The organism is Paenibacillus sp. PDC88 (assembly GCF_900106725.1).
Lineage (GTDB): Bacteria > Bacillota > Bacilli > Paenibacillales > Paenibacillaceae > Paenibacillus > Paenibacillus shunpengii.
The window spans coordinates 629913-648260 of record NZ_FNNT01000001.1 but is presented as its reverse complement, the minus strand read 5'-3'; the positions used below and the strand labels follow the sequence as shown (position 1 = coordinate 648260).

The following is an 18348-nucleotide window of genomic DNA, read 5'->3' as shown; positions in this document are numbered from 1 at the left end:
TGATTTAATTTTCCACATAAAACGCTTACAATAGTCACATCGACATCATTCTACGAGGTGTATATTCTACTATGATCAGATATTCCTTGTTTACGAAGATTGTATTGCTGATTATTATCATGCTTATTCCTGTTGTGTTCTTGTACAGCTATTCCAACAAAATGGCAACCGATACTATAGTCAGTGAGCTGAACAAATCCAGCAGTAATCAGCTTGCCTTTTTTCAAAGTCAGGTGAACACAAGCATCGAGGAACTATCCTCCTGGACGAATCTGCTGATCCATGATCCCGATATTGAGAGCTTCAAAGATATTTATATGGACAGCGATTATTTGAATCTGGATCTCATTAATCAGGTCAAGCGGGTGCAGAACAAGCTGGGCATTCAGGAGAGCTCATCCAATTGGCGCAGCAGCCTTACCTTCTATTCCCCCTCCATGGAGAGGATGATTACGGAAGGCAATGCTAAGCGGTACGATCCTAAAGAACTGAAAGAAGAGATTAAACCGGGGTGGCAGGTGGAGAAGGTGCAGCGACTCAACAGTGAGCAGTATCTTTTTTCTTGGTATACGGTTTCGCCATATTCGGTTCAGGATCTCGCGAAGGCAAACAGCATCGTTAAGATCGAATTTGACAGCACGAACTTACAGGATATGCTGGACAAGTTTAAGAGTAATGGAAGAAGGGACCCTTTCTATTACAAACCGGGCACCGGTGTTATTTATAACCGAACGCAGGATATTGCACAAAGTGCCAAACTTCTCACTCAGCTGAAATTTCCCGAGATGAATGATGTCGATTACCGGACGGTAGAGATGGATGGAAATATCTATAGTGTTCATACGGTCTTATCCCAAGCTACAGGATGGTATTTGGTGGATTATATCCCTCTAACGGATGTGCTTGCACCGATTGAGAAATCCAATCAGCTATTCTATGGGGCCGTAGGAACTCTACTGCTCATGAGCTTCTTAGCTGCCTACTTACTGTACGTACAGGTCCAAATTCCCGTTAAAAGTTTGATTCGCGGTTTTCAGCGGCTGAAGATGGGGGACTATTCCGTGCGAGTGGTATCTAAGGGCAGGAATGAATTCAGTTTCCTGTCAGAACGCTTCAATTCCATGGTAGAGCAGATCCAGGAGCTGTTTGAGCATGTATACCTGGAGCAGATTCAAGTAAAAGAGGCGAGGCTGAAGCAGCTGCAGTCTCAAATTAATCCCCATTTCTTCTATAATTGCTTCTCCTTCATTACAAGTATGGCAAAGCTCGGTAAGATGGACGCGGTTGTGGCCATGTCCCATAATCTGTCCCGTTACTATCGGTATACCACCCGGCAGGAGAAGGAGCTGGTCACTCTAAAGGAAGAGATGGATTTTGTAGTCGCATATCTCAAGATACAGAAGATGCGCATGAATCGAATTGACTATGTGATCGAGATTCCAGACGAGCTGCTGGATCAGCCCATTCCACCATTAGTGATTCAGCCGCTTGTAGAGAATGCTGTCATTCACGGTATCGAACGGTCTACGGATGCCGGGTTTATACGCATCGGGGCTTGTCAGGATCCGAACGGAATGATGCGAATTGTAGTTGAGGATGATGGTCTCGGCATTTCTGAGAGCAGACTTCAGGAATTGAGGGGGCGCCTAACGAAGCCCATGGATGAGAACTCAGGCTGCGGCTTATGGAATGTAAATCAACGAATGCAGTTAAGGTACGGAGACAGCAGTTATTTGTCCGTTGATACATCCGCGATGGGCGGGTTCAGTGCCAGCATTCAATGGGAGAATACGACTAGATATGAAAGGAACGATCATAATCATGGACATCTTGTTAGTTGATGATGAAAGCTATGTTACGGAGAGTCTGGAGGCGACCATTCCATGGGAGGAGATGGGCATCAGGCATGTGTACAGAACAGATTCGGCGGCAGGAGCACTTCAGCTGCTGCAAAGCCATCCCGTAGATATATTGGTGACGGACATTCGAATGCCTGGAATGGATGGTCTTGAACTGATCGAGAAGGCTAGTGAAAAATGGCCGGAAATACGATCCATTCTGCTGACAGGATATAGTGACTTTCAATATGCCAAAAAAGCGATTCAATTACAGGCTCAGGACTACATACTTAAGCCAGTAGACGATGAGGAATTTATAAAAAGTGTGAATCAAACAGTTGAGGCCATCAAGGAAAGAGAAAAGGAAACGGATAAATACCATCAGCTCATGTATCAGCGCAAATCAGATTATGTCCTGCTTCGGGAAAATATGCTGCAGGGCCTGCTGCTTGGGACACCACATACCTTGTCGCGGGTCAAGCAGCAGCTGCAGGATTATGAAATACCTCTGCAGACGGATGTTGAGTCCCTCATGATCCTGGTTCAGCTGAATCAAGGATTTATGGATCTGGATCCCAAATCCCGGGTGCTTATTGAATATGCGATCGGAAACATTTCAGAAGAGATCCTCGGCACGAACTATAAAGTATGGCAGGGAAGAACACCCCATCACTGCTTGGCTGTCCTCATTCAGACAGACAATACCGCCGGCTTAGAGATGGAAATGGAAGATAAAGACCGAAGACAGCTTTATTCGCTTCTAAGGACTTTTCAAGAGAATGTCAGACAGTACTTACATGGAGATGTGTCCGTTATTATAAGCTCCAGCTTTCAGTTTCCGAATGATACCAGCACGGTCTATCACCAAATGTTAAATTCAATGTACCTGGCAAGCACAGATGAAGAAGCAGCGGTGCTATATTCTCCCCAGGATTCGTATAGGGCCCTTTCAGGCGCTTCGAAAGAAGTGTTTAACCTGCTGTACAAGCCGCCTGTCCTTCAGCAGCTGCTTGAGCTTGGACAATGGAGATCTGTACGGGACAAATTGGGCGAAGTATTTGATGTCATTGATCGACATCCAGTTTCCAGAGAGCATATGTATGAAATTTATCTGGCGATCATAAACGCCTGCTTATATATCACGCATCGGACGGATATTCGGATCAGCGAGCTGGACGTTCATGGCATGGAGCCCCATCATGTGGAGAGACTGATTCAGTACCCGGCTGAGCTTCGAAATTATACTTTTCGGATACTAGACAAGCTGGAAGAGGATCAGCAGAATAAGCCCTTGTCCAAAGGATATATTGTCAAGCAGGTTAAGGATCTGGTTGCATCTGAATATGGTTATGAGCTGACCGTGAAGATCATAGCAGACCGGGTCTTTCTGCATCCGGTGTATTTGTCCAAAGTATTCAAGGCAGAGACGGGGGAAGGCCTTAGTGAATACTTGATTCGAATCCGATTGGAGAAGGCGCTGTACCTGCTGAAACATACGAACAAGAAAATATACGAAATCACTTCTGAACTTGGATACCAGAATCCGCAGTACTTCAGCAAATTGTTTAAAAAGCATTTTGGCATGTCGCCAAACGAATTTCGAGAACAATAAGTTGAAAAAGGTGCAGAAACCTTAATTTAGTATCATAGGAAGAAAGACCGACACCTCTCATAATAAAAAGGGTAAGGATCAAGTTCTTTAAGGGGGAACTCAAATGGGGTTTAGATGGAAAAGATCAACGCTATCCGTTCTTGCAGTGACCATGGCAGCTAGTGTCGGTCTCATGGGCTGTTCGGGGCGGGGAGCAGAGAACACAAACGACAGCGCAACAGCGCCGGTCACTGCTGAAAACGTATACAAAGAAAAATATGATCCAGAAGTAACCATATCCACCGTGTGGGGAATTGATCCGGCGGTGACGTTCAAGAACGGTGAAACCATTGAGAACAGCGTAGCAACGAAATGGGCAAAAGAGCAATTCGGAATTAATATTGATTCACTTTGGTCTGTAACGGATACGAATGGTGCCTTCGCTACAAAAGTGAGACTGTCCATGTCTTCAAGACAGGACATGCCGGATATATTAACGATTGGTGCAGATCAGACACAGCTCGTTCAAGACTTGATTGAATCTGGAATCTATGGCGAGGTTGGCGAGCTGTTCGACAAGTATGCTTCAGATACATGGAAGGAAGCAATGAATATCGATCCAACCGTTTGGAATGCATATACGCGTGACGGCAAGAAGATGGGAATTCCGGTTCTCGATTACGCTTATAACAATGACTACCTCCTGTGGATCAGACAGGATTGGCTCGACAAGCTGAATTTGAAGGCGCCGACAACGATTGATGAGCTTGAAGCGGTGATGGAAGCCTTCAAGAACAATAATCCAAGCGGACTGTCTCCGGATAAGGTCACACCGCTTAGTATCGGAATCAAAAATTCGATGAATACATGGATGGCTGATCCATCCTGGATCTTTGGAGCCTACGGCACTCTTCCGCAGCAATGGAATATTGGTGAAGATGGCAAGCTGGAATACGGATCTGTGCATCCAGGAATGAAGCAGGGTCTCCAGAAGCTGAGCGAGTGGTTTGATAAGGGCTATATCCCTCAAGAGGTTGCACTATGGGATGAGAACAAGACGGCGGAGCCTGCCGTAGCCGGGACAGCAGGAATCATTCCAGGTCCATACTGGATGAGCGGATGGCCGCTGGTGGACACGGTCAAGAACGACCCAGAAGCCGTATGGAAGCCTTATCCGATTCCTACGGGTGAAAATGGAACTGCCATGCGTCATGGAACGCATTTCTCAAATGGAGTAACGCTGATTAAGAAAGATATGGAGCATCCTGAGGCTTTCTTCACATATCAGAATTATTTGTTTGACCATTTTGCAGATCCAGCTGCCGGCAGTGAGCATGACTTTGGCTTGTTTGAAGGCTATGACTATCAGCTGGACGCAGACGGCAAACAGGTGAGATACGATGAGATTGAAGGCGGATATGTCAATGTGCTGCGCTATCTTCTCGTGAGAGACGGAGCCAGAATACCGGATGCACAGATGAAGGCGCTCCTTAATTTGGCAGACGGCAAAGAAGCCGAAACAAGGCTTGAGCGTGAAGTGAAAGCCAACTACGGGCTAGAGACACCTCAGGCAGCCAAGGTGCTGATGTCTCAAGAGGATATCTCCTATAAGGATATGTTCACAGGTCCTCCGACAGAAACGATGAAATCCAAGCTCGACTATCTCAACAAAATTGAAAATCAAACGTTTAACGAAATTATATATGGCAACAAGCCTGTCGATGCATTTGATACTTTCGTCGAAACCTGGAAAACTGGCGGAGGAGATCAAATTACCCAAGAAGTGAATGAATGGTACGACAGCGTAAAATAAAGCGTGTGAGATGAAAGCAGCATGCAATCATGTATGCTGCTTTTCTATACCTTATTTCTAGAGAAAGAGTCATTTTTAATTGTAAATAGGAGGGATTAGGATGAGAACATTCAAAAAAACATGGCCATTTCATATCATGCTGCTGCCCGCCATGGTATTTCTATTCCTGTTCAGTTATCTGCCCATGTCCGGAATTGTCATGGCATTCCAGGATTATAAACCGTGGCTCGGAATTGCTGGCTCCGAATGGGTTGGGCTGGATAATTTCCGCTACCTGTTTGAACGGGAAGACAGTATGCAGGTCATTTGGAACACGGTAATTATTGCTGTAGCCAAGATGATCTTCAATCTGCTTGTACCGTTCGTATTTGCCATCCTGCTTAACGAAGTCCGGAAAGTAGGACTTCAGCGCTCAATCCAGACATTAGTCTACTTGCCACACTTCCTGTCATGGGTCATTCTTGGCGGCATCCTGGTGGATCTGCTCGCTCCCGCAGGACTCTTCAATCGAGTTCTAGGCAGCTTCGGCATTGATCCGATCCTATTTCTCGGAGACAACAACTGGTTTCGATTGACGGTTATCATCTCTGATGTATGGAAGGAGTTCGGATACAACACGATTATTTTCCTGGCAGCGCTGGCGGGAATTAACCCTGCACTCTATGAAGCGGCTGAGATGGACGGCGCAAGCCGTTGGAAGCAGACGATGCACATTACTGTACCTTCACTAATACCAATCACCGTTGTTGTCGGTACGCTTGCACTTGGGAATGTCCTGAATGCAGGCTTTGACCAAATCTTCAATCTATACAATCCTCTCGTATATGAAACGGGCGATATTATCGACACCTTTGTGTATAGAACCGCGATACTTAATGGAGAAATGGGCTTTGGTACTGCGATTGGGCTGTTCAAATCGGTCATCAGTATGGTGCTGATTCTCATATCCTACAGGCTAGCCTACAAGTGGGCCGGTTATCGTATCTTCTAGATTATATGAACCTGAGAGGGAGGGAGAAACCATGTATCATAAAACAAGATCATACCGCATATTCAGTGCGTTCAATAACCTGTTTCTGATATTGCTTGCCATTCTTTGCATCATACCGCTGATTCATGTGCTTGCCGTATCATTTAGCAGCAAAGCGGCGGCAGATGCCAATCTGGTCTCGCTGATTCCAATCGATTTCTCACTAGAGGCTTACAAAAAGACGATTAACAATCCAGCCTTTCTGCATTCCATCTGGGTCTCTGTGCTGAGAACCGTCATAGGTACAGCCATCACCTTAATCGTGACTTTTCTTGCGGCCTATCCGCTGTCCAAAGAAAACTCCGCTTTTAAAGGAAGAACGCTGTACTCCTGGATCTTTGTATTCAGCATGATCTTTAACGGAGGACTTGTTCCTTTCTATGAAGTCATTCAAACGCTTCGTCTCATCGATACGTTCTGGGTACTCGTGCTTCCGTCGGCAGTGAACACTTTTCTAGTCATCTTGATGCTGAATTTCTTCAGAGGGATCCCGAAGGAGCTTGAAGAAGCTTCACTGATTGACGGAGCGGGTCATTTCAGGACATTACTCTCGATTTATCTGCCGATATCGCTGCCATCCATTGCGACGATCAGCTTGTTCAGTATGGTATTTCATTGGAATTCATGGTTTGACGGCTTGCTGTATTTGAATGATTCCGGGGACTTTCCGCTGGCAACCTTTCTCCAGACAGTCATTATTCAGCGGGATATGAGCACAATGGCCATGAATCCGCAGGAGATGGAATTGATCAGCCAAACGACGGTAAAATCTGCACAGATCTTTATAGGTGCTGCTCCCATTCTGCTTGTATATCCTTTCCTGCAAAAATACTTTGTTAAAGGGATGACCGTCGGTTCTGTAAAAGGTTAATTTTATGAAGAGTGGGTCATGCTTTCGGACGAAAGTTGTTCGGATCTGCTTCAAAGTGTAAGATATAGAACAAGGATGTAATCGTTTTCATTGGAGTGAGGGTAAATTTATACGATCGTGAGGAGTGGCAAGTATGAATAAGAAATATTCACCGTTATTTGCGAAAGCACCTGTAATGCTGCATGGGGCAGACTACAACCCGGAGCAGTGGCTGCGGTATCCGGAAGTGCTGCAAGAGGATATCCGGCTAATGAAGCTTGCCAATTGTAATGTGATGTCTGTTGGTATCTTCTCCTGGGTATCTCTGGAGCCCGAAGAGGGTGTATTCACCTTTGAATGGCTTGACCAGATTTTGGACACCTTTGCCGAGAATGGCATATATGCACTGCTGGCAACACCAAGTGGTGCAAGACCAGCCTGGATGTCTCAGCAATATCCGGAAGTGCTGAGGGTAGGCAGGAATAGAGTGCGTAATCTCCACGGCTTCCGCCATAATCATTGTTACTCTTCTCCGGTTTACAGAGAGAAAGTACATATGATGAACAGCAGGCTTGCTGAGCGTTATGCTCATCATCCTGCAGTCATCGGCTGGCATATTTCCAACGAGCTTGGCGGGGACTGCCATTGTGAATATTGTCAGGCGGGATTTCGGGAGTGGGTCAAGGAGAAGTATGGAACACTGGACGAACTGAATCATGCCTGGTGGACAACCTTTTGGAGCCATACGTATACGAGCTGGGATCAGATTGAGTCCCCTGCTCCTCATGGAGAGACTCAGGTACATGCGATGAATCTTGATTGGAAACGTTATGTGACCGATCGGACACTTGATTTCCTCCAGCATGAGCTGGCTCCGCTCAAAGAAGCGAATCGCGAGCTGCCGGCAACAACCAATTTCATGAGCTACTTTGATGGTCTTGACTACTGGAAATTCGCAGACGTACTGGATGTATTATCATGGGACAGTTATCCAACGTGGCATGATGCTCAGGATGACAGTCATCAGGCAATGACCGTTGCACTCATGCATGATATCGTTCGGTCTATTAAAGGCGGCAAACCATTTATGCTGATGGAGAGCACGCCGAGCATGACGAACTGGCAGGAGGTCAGCAAGCTGAAGAAGCCGGGAATGCATCTGTTGTCTTCTCTTCAGGCTGTGGCGCACGGTTCAGATACGGTTCAGTATTTTCAGTGGCGCAAGAGCCGGGGCTCCAGTGAGAAGCTGCATGGAGCTGTCGTCGATCATGTAGGCAATGAGCACACCCGTGTATTCCAGGAAGTGACCGAGGTTGGGGAAGTATTAACCGGGCTTGAAGAGGTTACAGGTACGAGTGTGCCTGCGGAAGTGGCAATTATCTTCGACTGGGAGAATCGATGGGCGATCCAAGATTCACAAGGACCTCGTAATGTAGGGATCAAATACGATGAGACGGTACAGTCCCACTACAAGACATTTTGGGAAAAGGGAGTATCGGTAGATATCATCAACATGGATGCTGACTTTGCCAAATACAAGCTGCTCATTGCACCCATGCTCTATATGGTAAAGCCTGGTGTCGGTGAACGAATTGAGGCGTTTGTACAGAATGGAGGAACCTTCGTTGCCACCTATTGGTCGGGTATAGTCAACGAGAATGATCTCTGTTTCCTTGGAGGCTTTCCCGGACCGCTTCGCAAGACACTCGGCATCTGGTCAGAGGAAATTGACGGGCTGCATGATGGGCAGGTTAATAAAGTCATAGCGCTAGAAGACAATGCCCTTGGACTCACCGGAGCGTATGAGGCGATAGAGCTGTGTGATCTCATTCATCTGGAGACAGCAACCGCAATCGCGGCATATGACAGTGACTTTTATCAAGGGCGCCCGGCACTTACCGTAAATGCACTGGGATCTGGCAAGGCGTATTACATTGCTTCACGCAATTCTGCTCCTTTCCATCAAGACTTTTATAATCTAGTGATCACAGAGCTTGGCATCACGCAGGCGATTAGCGGGGAATACCCTCAAGGTGTAACAGCCCATGTCCGAACAGATGGTCAGACGGACTACGTCTTCCTTCAGAACTACACAGATGAGATCCAGTTTATGCCTTTGGATGAGCGCTCCTATACGGAGATCGGGACTTCATTGAACGGAACAGAAGGAGAGGACACGTTCACAGAGGGAGTAAAATTAGCCCCTTACGGGATTCGAATTCTGAAACGTCCTTCAAGGCAAATGGATTAAGTTGATTTATAAAAAGAAAAGGGCATTACGGCTCTCTAGCGAACAGCACTTACTTTATCATGTAAGCTGCTGTCGAAGGAGAGCCTTTTTTATGTAAGGATAGCAGGAATATCAAGGCTGTGTCTCGAAGTCACAGTTGATGAATGCCTTGACTACATCTCACGGGAGGGACTCGCATGATACAGCGCAATCTTGACGGAAACAGCATTATTATTCGGCTCGAAATGAAGACCAAGACCATTAATTTTGGTGAAGTGGCATCTGCAATCTCGCAGGCTGGAGGAGATATCGTTGCCATTGACGTAATTTCAACTAATCAGGATATCACCGTTCGAGATTTAACCGTTGCGGTTTCTCATGCTGATGATAACAAGAAGATTGTAGAGACAGTCCGAAATCTTAATGGAGTATCCATTATCAACGTATCCGACCGCACCTTTCTGCTCCATTTGGGGGGCAAAATTGAAATCGCTCCCAAATCCCCGATTAACAACCGGGAGGATCTGTCGAGAGTATACACACCGGACGTGGCGAGAGTATGTAATGCGATTGCCGAGGAGCCGCAGAAGGCGTATTCATTAACGATCAAAAGAAATACGGTAGCTGTTGTATCCGATGGAAGTGCAGTACTCGGTCTCGGTAATATTGGCCCGCGTGCTGCCATGCCTGTCATGGAAGGTAAAGCAATGCTGTTCAAGCAGCTTGCGGGTGTAGATGCTTTTCCGATCTGCCTGGAAACACAGGACACCGAAGAGATCATTCGGACGATCAAAGCGATATCGCCGGCTTTTGGCGGTATTAATCTCGAAGATATTTCTTCTCCACGCTGCTTTGAGATTGAACGGAGACTGAATGAGGAGCTGGATATTCCTGTCTTTCACGATGATCAGCACGGTACAGCGGTCGTATTGTATGCAGGACTGATTAATGCACTGAAGCTGGTCGGCAAGTCGCTCGAGAACACGAAGATTGTTGTATGCGGTATTGGAGCCGCTGGGGTTGCCTGCAGCAACATTTTGTTGTCTGCTGGAGCCAAGAATTTAATTGGGGTTGATCGTGAGGGAGCTCTTGTGCGAACAGAAACCTATGATAATCCGATCTGGCAGGATTATGCGGAGCGGACGAACCCTAATCTTCAGACAGGCTCGCTTTATGAGGTTATTAAGGATGCGGATATCTTCATTGGCCTCTCCAGAGGGAATCTGCTTACAAGAGAGCACATCATGACGATGGCGAAGGACCCGATTGTATTTGCTATGGCCAATCCGGTACCCGAAATTATGCCGAGTGAAGTAGAGGATATTGTAGCAGTTATGGCGACAGGGAGATCTGATTATCCAAACCAGATTAATAATGTGTTATGCTTCCCTGGAATGTTCCGTGCCGCACTGGACTGCAGAGCCAGTGAAATTAATGAGGCGATGAAGCTGGCAGCTGCAACGGCCATTGCTTCCTCAATATCGGATGAGGAACGGACGAAGTATTATATCATTCCTAGTGTTTTTAATGATCGAGTCGTTAAATCCATTCGTGAGCGGGTCATTGAGGCGGCTCTTCAAACGGGAGTGGCGAGAAGAGTGCCAAGGAAGAGCAGTGATATTTCTGGATAATCGATCTGAAGTTATTAATCCTAATATATAAGAAGAGCCCAGGCTCCCCTGCAAGTGCTTGCAGAGGAGCCCGGGCTCTTTTCGTATTCTTAGGCAGGCTATAGATTAACGGTGATTTTTATCTGATTTGTGAGCCTGCGGGCTGTCCATCAGAGACATTACACTGTAATCTTCTTCTGGGTAAAGAGAGAACGCGTCCGCGATGAGCCAGCTTCCATCCTCTGTTTTCACCATATAGTACATGCCTGTCAGCTCACCTTCAATATCTGACTCTTCAGCATGAACGATAGCAGTATTTCCATTATACTGAACAACGTTAATAGAAGAAGCGGAGAGATCATAGTCTACTTCGTTCAGATAGCCGGTATCAAACAATTGTTGAAGACTGCGATAAATCCATGTGGATTGATCATGGGTAGACAATACAAGGTCTGCATCCTTGTTATTGTATCCATCATACTGAGCTTGCAGTGTTTCTTCGATGCTTGTTTGATCCTCTTGAGGAACGGCCGGTGTCTGACCGATCAAGTCCAGTGCATGATAATAAGCGTAACCTGGAATTTCATCATTCAGCTTCAAGCTTCCATCTGACGATTCGGTCAGGAACAGCCACAATTCATCTTGAGTGAGGTCGAAGAAGAATGGACCTCCGGTCCAAATTTCGGTACGGGTGACTGAGGCAATAATTTCGCCATCCTCTGCACTCACGATCTCGACATTCGAATAGGTTGTATTTCCTTGTGACTTAAATAGTTCCTCGTAATATTCAACGAAGTAATCATAGTAGTATGAGTCCGTATCGAGCATGGATTTAACTTTATTAAGATTGCGCTCACTTTCGGCAGTACCAAACTGTTTAAGGAAGGCATCTACCTTTTGCTGGTTCTCTTCTTCTCCAGCTGAGGTAGAAATATGAATTGTTTTGCTGCTTTGATCCCAGGACACAGTGTAGCCTGTAGCTTCAGCAACGAATCGGAGCGGAATCAGCGTGCTGCCTTTCTCTATGTAAGGTGCGGCAGGAAGGCTGGTTCTTTGACCATCAATATGGGCTGTAGTCTTACCGGCGTAGAGCTGGAGTTTCACTTCGCCGTTGTCCGCGTTAATGCGTTTCTCTGCATTGTTCCATTTCACCGAGTAATCAAACGCTTCGAATAATGCTCGGAAGGGAACAAACGTTACCCCTTTCTGAATGGCAGGTGTCACAGGGAACGTCATTAACTCGTCGTCCAGGTATACCTTGATTTTTGGTGTCGCTGCGGCTGCGGATACGACTCCACCCATAATGGAGAATACCATTAGGAAAGCGAGTGTCAGCAGGCCAAGCTTCTTTTTGAACATGTTGTCAACCCCTCTAAGCTGTACAGTATTTTACTATAGGAACAGCAGTCCTCCTGCCCAAAGAAATATTGGAAATGTTCCCATGTGAAACCATATTACTTGGCTTGGAAAAGTTAAGCAATCGAGGTGGAAGGGATTTACCAAGGTAATTAATTACAATATGCGAATAGCTCTATTAAGCGAAGTGAACGAAGCTGTCATTGATTTGTTACAAATGTGCTCGAAAGTTCAGGAAAGTCATGGTACAATAAATCGTTCATTTGAGAAGAACAGGTTTACGTAATTTGTGGTTTTGGGGTAATAATACAAAAATATCTAATCATGATTCCTAGAAGGAGGCTTATAGGGATGTCTTTCGGCGCTCGGGTGTTGAAGACCGGGATTGCAGTTACTCTAGCTTTATATATAAGCATGCTGCTGAACATTCCCCAGTCGCCTGTGGGTGCGGCAATTGCAGCTATTTTTGCAATGCAGCCCTCTATATACCGATCCTGGCGATACTTTCTTGATCAAGTGCAATCTACGACGCTTGGCGCCATCGTTGCGCTGATTGGAGGGATGGTGTTCTCCAATGAACCCATTGCTGTCGGATTGGCTTGTATACTGGTCATCAGTATCTGTCTTAAGTTAAAAATGGGCGATACGATCGGTCTTACGCTCGTCACGGTTGTATCTATTATGGAAGCCTCCGGGGACTGGCACTATGCAGTGGACAGATTCATTCTGACATTGATCGGTATCGTGTCTGCTTCGGTAATTAACGTCACTGTATCTCCGCCGAAGCCGAAACTGCAATTTGTAATGCAGATCAGAAGTGTCTTTGACCGTATGTCCTTGCTGCTCAGAACCTCTATATCGGATGAGATTAAAGAATCGGTGTTTCGTGATGAGAAAAATGATCTTGAAGGCCAGATCAAATCCCTTGTCGACAAATATCATCTGTTTGAAGAAGAACAGCAGAAGCTGAGGCGGGCGAAGTTCAGTTCAACAAGGCAGATGGTTGTCTACAAGCTGATGCTATCAAGTCTTCAAAAAGGTTTTGCAGTGCTGGATGCGGTGGATCGACACTATTTTCAGGCGGAACGATCAGACCGAACGGATCAATATTTCGATGAGCATTTGGAGAAATTGATCAAATTCCATGAGCATGTCCTGCTCAAATTTGAAGATAAGCTTAAGCCCAATGAGCAGGAAGGCGAAGAGCTGGTGCGTACCAATGTGGAGTTCATGGAATCTGCGATTGAGGGCATTGATTTTGAGCGGGAAGGAATGCTTCGGCTGTCGATCGTTGCTGCAGCAATGTATGATTACGGTTATCAGCTCGAACGTTTAAACCGCTTGGCTGACCATATTCTAGACTCTGAAGAAACGAAGGATAGCTCAGAGGGGCTGTCAGCATGGCTGAAAAAATAAAGATGTGGTGTAAAATGTACACTTGCGCGGACGAAGTAAATTCGTTTATGATCATTACAATATCTAATTCGGGGTAATTTAGTAGACTTTGTACTGGATCATCATCCTGAATACTTATAAAGAAGGTGTGTTCCGTGAAGAATAAAGTGGATGTCATTATTATTGGTGCAGGAACCATGGGTCTGAGCAGCGGCTACTATCTTGCGAAGTCAGGGAAATCCGTATTGATGCTCGATGCTTATGAACCGCCGCATACCCAAGGAAGCCATCATGGGGATACTCGATTGTTCCGTTATGCATACACTGGTGACCTTGTATACAACGCAATGGCAGTAAGAGCCCACGAACTGTGGAGTCAGTTGGAACGAGAAAGCAGCAGTACGTTGTTAATTCCTTCAGGGGTGCTGAATATATCGCCTGATCATGATCCATTAGCGGAAGAGAAGTGGAATAATGCACTTGCCTTTAATCTATCGGTAGAACGCCTCAGCACGATGGGGATCAAGCACAGATGGCCGGGTTTTCATTTGCCAAAAGGGTATTCAGGTATTCTCGAGCGCAGGGCAGGATATCTGCTGACGGAGCCTGTACTCCATGCCTATAAAGGACTTGCCGAGCGGCATGGCGCAAGACTTGTTACGGGTGCCAAGGTCCTTCACTGGGAATCCTCAGGCTCAGGATACATTGTACATACGGCTGCAGAGAAATATGAAGCAGACCAGCTTGTAATTACGACGGGAGCCTGGGCTTCAGAAACCGCGGAATCGGTCAAGCCGCCTGTTGCAGCGGTAAGACAGGTTATTGGATGGTTTGAGGCACCTGAGCTGTTTGATGTATCTCAATTCCCTGGATTTACACTAGATACAGAGAATGGGCTATATTACGGGTTCCCCAGCAAGGACGGATCTGGATTAAAGATCGGCCGTCATGATTGGGGAACGGATATAGATCCGAGTGCTCCCCTGCTTCCATTTCAGTCGGGTGGGGAAGATGAAGAGATTCTTCGTCAGGCTCTTCACAAATATATTCCGGAAGCGAATGGGAGGCTCATTCGGGGGGCAGCATGCAAGTATGAGAACACGCCGGATGAGGATTTTATTATCGATTATCACCCTGACCATAAGGGAGTGGTTCTGGCCTGCGGGTTCTCTGGACATGGATTCAAGTTTGCCAGTGCCGTAGGGGAGCTCATCTCCAATCTTGTGAACGGTGATTCTATCCGTTATAATTTATCCGCTTTTCGATTGGACCGATTCCAACACCTGCAAGATCATGAAGCAACAACCTAATAACTGATTCCTGTTCATTTGCATGATAACCAATGATTGGCTACAATAATAGAACAGCCCGGGCTACTGAGAAAGTCGCCCGGGTTTGTTCTTGTTGTTTGGTCTTTTTAATAATGAGCATATGGATATTTTACTTAACACCGGAAGATTGAGAATGCAATATGGGGGAAAAATATGAATAAAAATATAGCGATCCCTGAACCCTTACTAAAGCTGCTGGATGGAGAACGCCTTCCATCTAAACAGAATGAAGCCTTTATGCTGCAGACAGTATCGGAGGATGGCTGGCCGCATACAGCAATGATCAGTGTCGGTGAGATTGTAGCAACGGATGAATATACACTAAGGCTGGCATTATGGTGTGGTACGACGACTTCTAACAATATGATTCGCAGCGGCAAAGCTGAACTCGTTATTGTGTATGGAGGGAAAGTCTATTATCTCAAAATGGCTGTTAAGCCTCTTGCTCCATTCATATCTGCCACACATGAAAGAGACAGGTTCAGCGCGCATATTCATGCGTTAAAGATAGATCAGGCCAAATATGCTCATATTGAAGCAGGTATACGTGTGCAGTTGATCGATCCAGATTCCGTCATTACACGATGGACGAAAACGGTGGAAGAGCTGAGGATGGACTAATATATTGTTTCATATTTTTAATTCCAAAATGATCAAGAAGGAGCGGATCACTTGAGTACGGACAAGGAATGGCTACTCGAACAGACTAGAGTAGATGAAGTTACGGAACAAATTCGGCAATCAATTACCAAGCTTGAGAGTGAAGTAGGTTCAGTTCGCGGAGAAGTGGTTGAGATGCGAAAAGAATTTTGGGATGAAGTCACGATTAACTTTAGTGAAGCAGATGATGTCGGGGAGACTTCTACGAACTTAAGACAGCAATCCGAAGTATTGTCTGAGCGGGAACGAAGCCACAAGAACGCATTTAATGCACTTAAAAAACTGAATAAGCTGGAAGGAAGCCCCTACTTTGGACGAATAGATTTTGTGGAGAAGGGATCCGGTACAGCAGAACCGATATATTTAGGGATTGCCTCCTTTTTATCAGAGCAGGAGAACGAATTTCTTGTCTATGACTGGCGTGCTCCGATATCGAATCTGTATTACGACGGGGCACCGGGGCCATCTTCCTATCGAACACCATCGGGGATTATCGAAGGAGAGATCACGTTAAAACGGCAGTTTACCATTCGTGATGGGGATATCAAGTTCATGTTTGATACTGGGGTTACCATAGGCGATGAGTTATTGCAGGCTGTGCTCAGTCAAAGCTCTGATGCTTCGATGAAAAGTATTGTGGCCACCATTCAGAGAGAGCAGAACCAGATTATTCGAAATGATACAAGCCGTTTGTTAATCGTTCAAGGTGCAGCGGGCAGCGGAAAAACATCGGCAGCGCTGCAGCGTGTTGCCTATCTGCTCTATAAAGATCGGGAATTTCTGAAGGCGGATCAAATGATTCTGTTCTCTCCGAATCCGATGTTTAACAGCTATGTATCCACCGTATTGCCTGAGCTTGGCGAAGAGAATATGCTGCAGACGACATTTCAGGAATATTTGGAACGAAGAATCGGCAAAGAATATCAGCTTGAGGATCCCTTCGTGCAGCTGGAGTATGTCTTATCCCAACCTGACGATCCTGGTTATGAAGCTCGAATTCAAGGCATTCAGTTCAAGTCTTCGCCTGAATTTCTCGATTTGATTCTGAGTTACAAAGACCGGCTGGCACAGTCGGGAATGATGTTCAAGCCGCTTTGTTTTCTTGGTAGAGAGGTCATATCAACACAGCAGATTACGCAGAAATTTTATGAATTTGACAAGGGGATTCGAATCGCGAGCCGGCTTGAGCTTCTCAAAGAATGGATGCTGAAGGAGCTTGCTGCCTTTGGCAAAGGGGAACTTACTGCCGCATGGGTAGATGAACAAATCCAGCTGCTTGGCACAGAGGATTATCACCGGGCCTATCAGAGATTACGGCGGAAGCAGCGAGGCAAGCAGGATACATTTAATGATTTTGACGTGGAGAGAGACATATTGGCCAAAATGGTGGTCTCCGATCGACTTAAGCCCCTTCGCAAATGGGTGAAAGCAACGCGATTTGTCGATATGAAGGGACTGTACCAAGCTATATTCAAGGAAGCAGAGGTGGCTTGTGGAGTTGATCGTTCACGGCTTCCATCTGCTTGGGATGATATATGTAAATTTACTATTGATAAAATAAATGCCCAGGAGCTTGCATATGAGGATACGACTCCGTTCTTATTTCTAAAGGATTCATTATTAGGATTTCGTGTGTTTACGAATATACGCCATGTTATTGTGGATGAAGCTCAGGATTATTCACCATTCCAGCTTGCCTTCTTCAGACAAATGTTCCCCCGTGCGAAGATGACCGCGTTAGGAGATTTTAATCAGGCGATCTATGCTCATTCATCCGTACTTAGTGGGACAAGTGAGCTGAGAGATATCTACAGCACGGACAAGGCGGAAGTGATAAGGCTCACGCGCAGCTATCGTTCAACGAAGGAAATCGTAGAATTTACTAAATCCTTGCTTCCTGACGGAGAGGCCATCGTTCCATTCAATCGTGAGGGAGAGAAGCCTTACGTATATAAATTCGGGAAGCGAGATGAGATGGAGGAAGCTATGGTATTGAAGCTTGAGGAGCTTCAGTCGCAAGGATACGAGTCCATCGCCGTTATTTGTAAGTCTGCAGGTCAGAGCCTTAAGGTACATGAGCGTCTTCACGGCAAGCTCAGCACAGTGCCAAAACTGATTAAGAAAACGACGCTTGGTTTCGAAAAAGGAGTACAGGTCATTCCGGCATACCTGGCAAAGGGCGTTGAATTTGATGCAGTCATCATTTATGACGGTTCGGCCAAAGCGTATTCAAGAGAAAGTGAACGCAAGCTATTCTATACGGCGTGCACGCGTGCGATGCACTTACTGTACATTTACTCTATAGGTGCAGTTAGTCCGTTTATATCAAAGGTTAATCCTCAGCTGTATCAGCATGAATTGGAGCACTCAAAGTAACCGCACAACAAGTCAGCAATACAGCATGATTAGTGTACTTGTCCAGCAGCACATTCTCATACGAGGATGGTGCTGCTGTTTTTTTGGAACAAGGATCAAATTGAATATGATTACATATAATGAGAGATTATAGGGAAGGTGATGTAAGGAAATTAGGTTTTTTCAAATCATTTCCTGAAGAATTATAAACTCTTAAGTCAATTATGTTTACATGTAACCTGTAGACTACTATAATCATAAACAATCTACTTTTTTTACGGTGAATGGG

The 18348-nt window shown here is 45.8% G+C and carries 12 protein-coding genes; 11 read left to right on the top strand and 1 reads right to left on the bottom strand.

The genetic code is table 11. The annotated features are described in order from the left end of the window. Window positions 1-71: 71 nt before the first annotated feature. The 7 genes from BLW49_RS02875 to BLW49_RS02845 all read left to right on the top strand — a co-directional run bounded on the left by BLW49_RS02875 (window position 72) and on the right by BLW49_RS02845 (window position 10983). The gene (locus BLW49_RS02875; protein ID WP_090723065.1) at window positions 72-1841 is read left to right on the top strand and encodes a sensor histidine kinase; all 1770 of its coding nucleotides are present in this window, start codon (window positions 72-74) and stop codon (window positions 1839-1841) included. Further along, on the top strand, window positions 1801-3450 hold the full coding sequence (locus BLW49_RS02870; RefSeq protein WP_256209552.1) for a response regulator: 1650 nt from the start codon (window positions 1801-1803) through the stop codon (window positions 3448-3450). Before BLW49_RS02875 ends, BLW49_RS02870 begins: the two co-directional genes overlap by 41 nt. Window positions 3451-3553: 103 nt before the next feature. Next, window positions 3554-5242: a type 2 periplasmic-binding domain-containing protein gene (locus tag BLW49_RS02865; RefSeq protein ID WP_090723061.1), complete on the top strand. Its 1689-nt coding sequence runs from the start codon at window positions 3554-3556 to the stop codon at window positions 5240-5242. A 100-nt stretch (window positions 5243-5342) separates the two neighbouring features. Beyond that, window positions 5343-6233, top strand: coding sequence for an ABC transporter permease (locus tag BLW49_RS02860; protein ID WP_090723060.1), 891 nt, complete (start codon window positions 5343-5345; stop codon window positions 6231-6233). 31 nt (window positions 6234-6264) lie between these two features. Next, window positions 6265-7143, top strand: a complete 879-nt coding sequence (locus tag BLW49_RS02855) for a carbohydrate ABC transporter permease (RefSeq protein WP_076311303.1) — start codon at window positions 6265-6267, stop codon at window positions 7141-7143. A 133-nt stretch (window positions 7144-7276) separates the two neighbouring features. Further along, entirely contained in the window at window positions 7277-9373 is a 2097-nt protein-coding gene (locus BLW49_RS02850; RefSeq protein WP_090723051.1) for a beta-galactosidase, read from the top strand. A gap of 176 nt (window positions 9374-9549) precedes the next feature. Continuing rightward, window positions 9550-10983 (top strand): NAD-dependent malic enzyme, encoded by a 1434-nt coding sequence (locus BLW49_RS02845; RefSeq protein ID WP_076311301.1) that lies wholly within the window; start codon window positions 9550-9552, stop codon window positions 10981-10983. A gap of 105 nt (window positions 10984-11088) precedes the next feature. On the opposite strand, the gene BLW49_RS02840 is transcribed toward BLW49_RS02845, so the two are convergent. Beyond that, window positions 11089-12321: a copper amine oxidase N-terminal domain-containing protein gene (locus BLW49_RS02840; RefSeq protein ID WP_090723049.1), complete on the bottom strand. Its 1233-nt coding sequence runs from the start codon at window positions 12319-12321 to the stop codon at window positions 11089-11091. 348 nt (window positions 12322-12669) lie between these two features. On the opposite strand from BLW49_RS02840, the gene BLW49_RS02835 reads away from it, so the two are divergent. The 4 genes from BLW49_RS02835 to helD all read left to right on the top strand — a co-directional run bounded on the left by BLW49_RS02835 (window position 12670) and on the right by helD (window position 18080). After that, window positions 12670-13734, top strand: coding sequence for an FUSC family protein (locus BLW49_RS02835; RefSeq protein WP_076311299.1), 1065 nt, complete (start codon window positions 12670-12672; stop codon window positions 13732-13734). Window positions 13735-13868: 134 nt separating this feature from the next. Continuing rightward, on the top strand, window positions 13869-15023 hold the full coding sequence (solA, locus tag BLW49_RS02830) for an N-methyl-L-tryptophan oxidase (protein ID WP_083655697.1): 1155 nt from the start codon (window positions 13869-13871) through the stop codon (window positions 15021-15023). Window positions 15024-15197: 174 nt separating this feature from the next. Then, window positions 15198-15665: a hypothetical protein gene (locus tag BLW49_RS02825; protein WP_076311298.1), complete on the top strand. Its 468-nt coding sequence runs from the start codon at window positions 15198-15200 to the stop codon at window positions 15663-15665. Window positions 15666-15716: 51 nt separating this feature from the next. Next, window positions 15717-18080, top strand: a complete 2364-nt coding sequence (gene helD, locus BLW49_RS02820; RefSeq protein ID WP_090723047.1) for an RNA polymerase recycling motor HelD — start codon at window positions 15717-15719, stop codon at window positions 18078-18080. The last annotated feature ends 268 nt before the right edge of the window (window positions 18081-18348 follow it).

Bases quoted from the DNA above. Each gene is read 5' to 3' on its own strand.
- BLW49_RS02875 (WP_090723065.1), top strand. From the start codon at position 72: ATGATCAGATATTCCTTGTTTACGAAGATTGTATTGCTGATTATTATC.
- BLW49_RS02870 (WP_256209552.1), top strand. From the start codon at position 1,801: ATGAAAGGAACGATCATAATCATGGACATCTTGTTAGTTGATGATGAA.
- BLW49_RS02865 (WP_090723061.1), top strand. From the start codon at position 3,554: ATGGGGTTTAGATGGAAAAGATCAACGCTATCCGTTCTTGCAGTGACC.
- BLW49_RS02860 (WP_090723060.1), top strand. From the start codon at position 5,343: ATGAGAACATTCAAAAAAACATGGCCATTTCATATCATGCTGCTGCCC.
- BLW49_RS02855 (WP_076311303.1), top strand. From the start codon at position 6,265: ATGTATCATAAAACAAGATCATACCGCATATTCAGTGCGTTCAATAAC.
- BLW49_RS02850 (WP_090723051.1), top strand. From the start codon at position 7,277: ATGAATAAGAAATATTCACCGTTATTTGCGAAAGCACCTGTAATGCTG.
- BLW49_RS02845 (WP_076311301.1), top strand. From the start codon at position 9,550: ATGATACAGCGCAATCTTGACGGAAACAGCATTATTATTCGGCTCGAA.
- BLW49_RS02840 (WP_090723049.1), bottom strand. From the start codon at position 12,321: ATGTTCAAAAAGAAGCTTGGCCTGCTGACACTCGCTTTCCTAATGGTA.
- BLW49_RS02835 (WP_076311299.1), top strand. From the start codon at position 12,670: ATGTCTTTCGGCGCTCGGGTGTTGAAGACCGGGATTGCAGTTACTCTA.
- BLW49_RS02825 (WP_076311298.1), top strand. From the start codon at position 15,198: ATGAATAAAAATATAGCGATCCCTGAACCCTTACTAAAGCTGCTGGAT.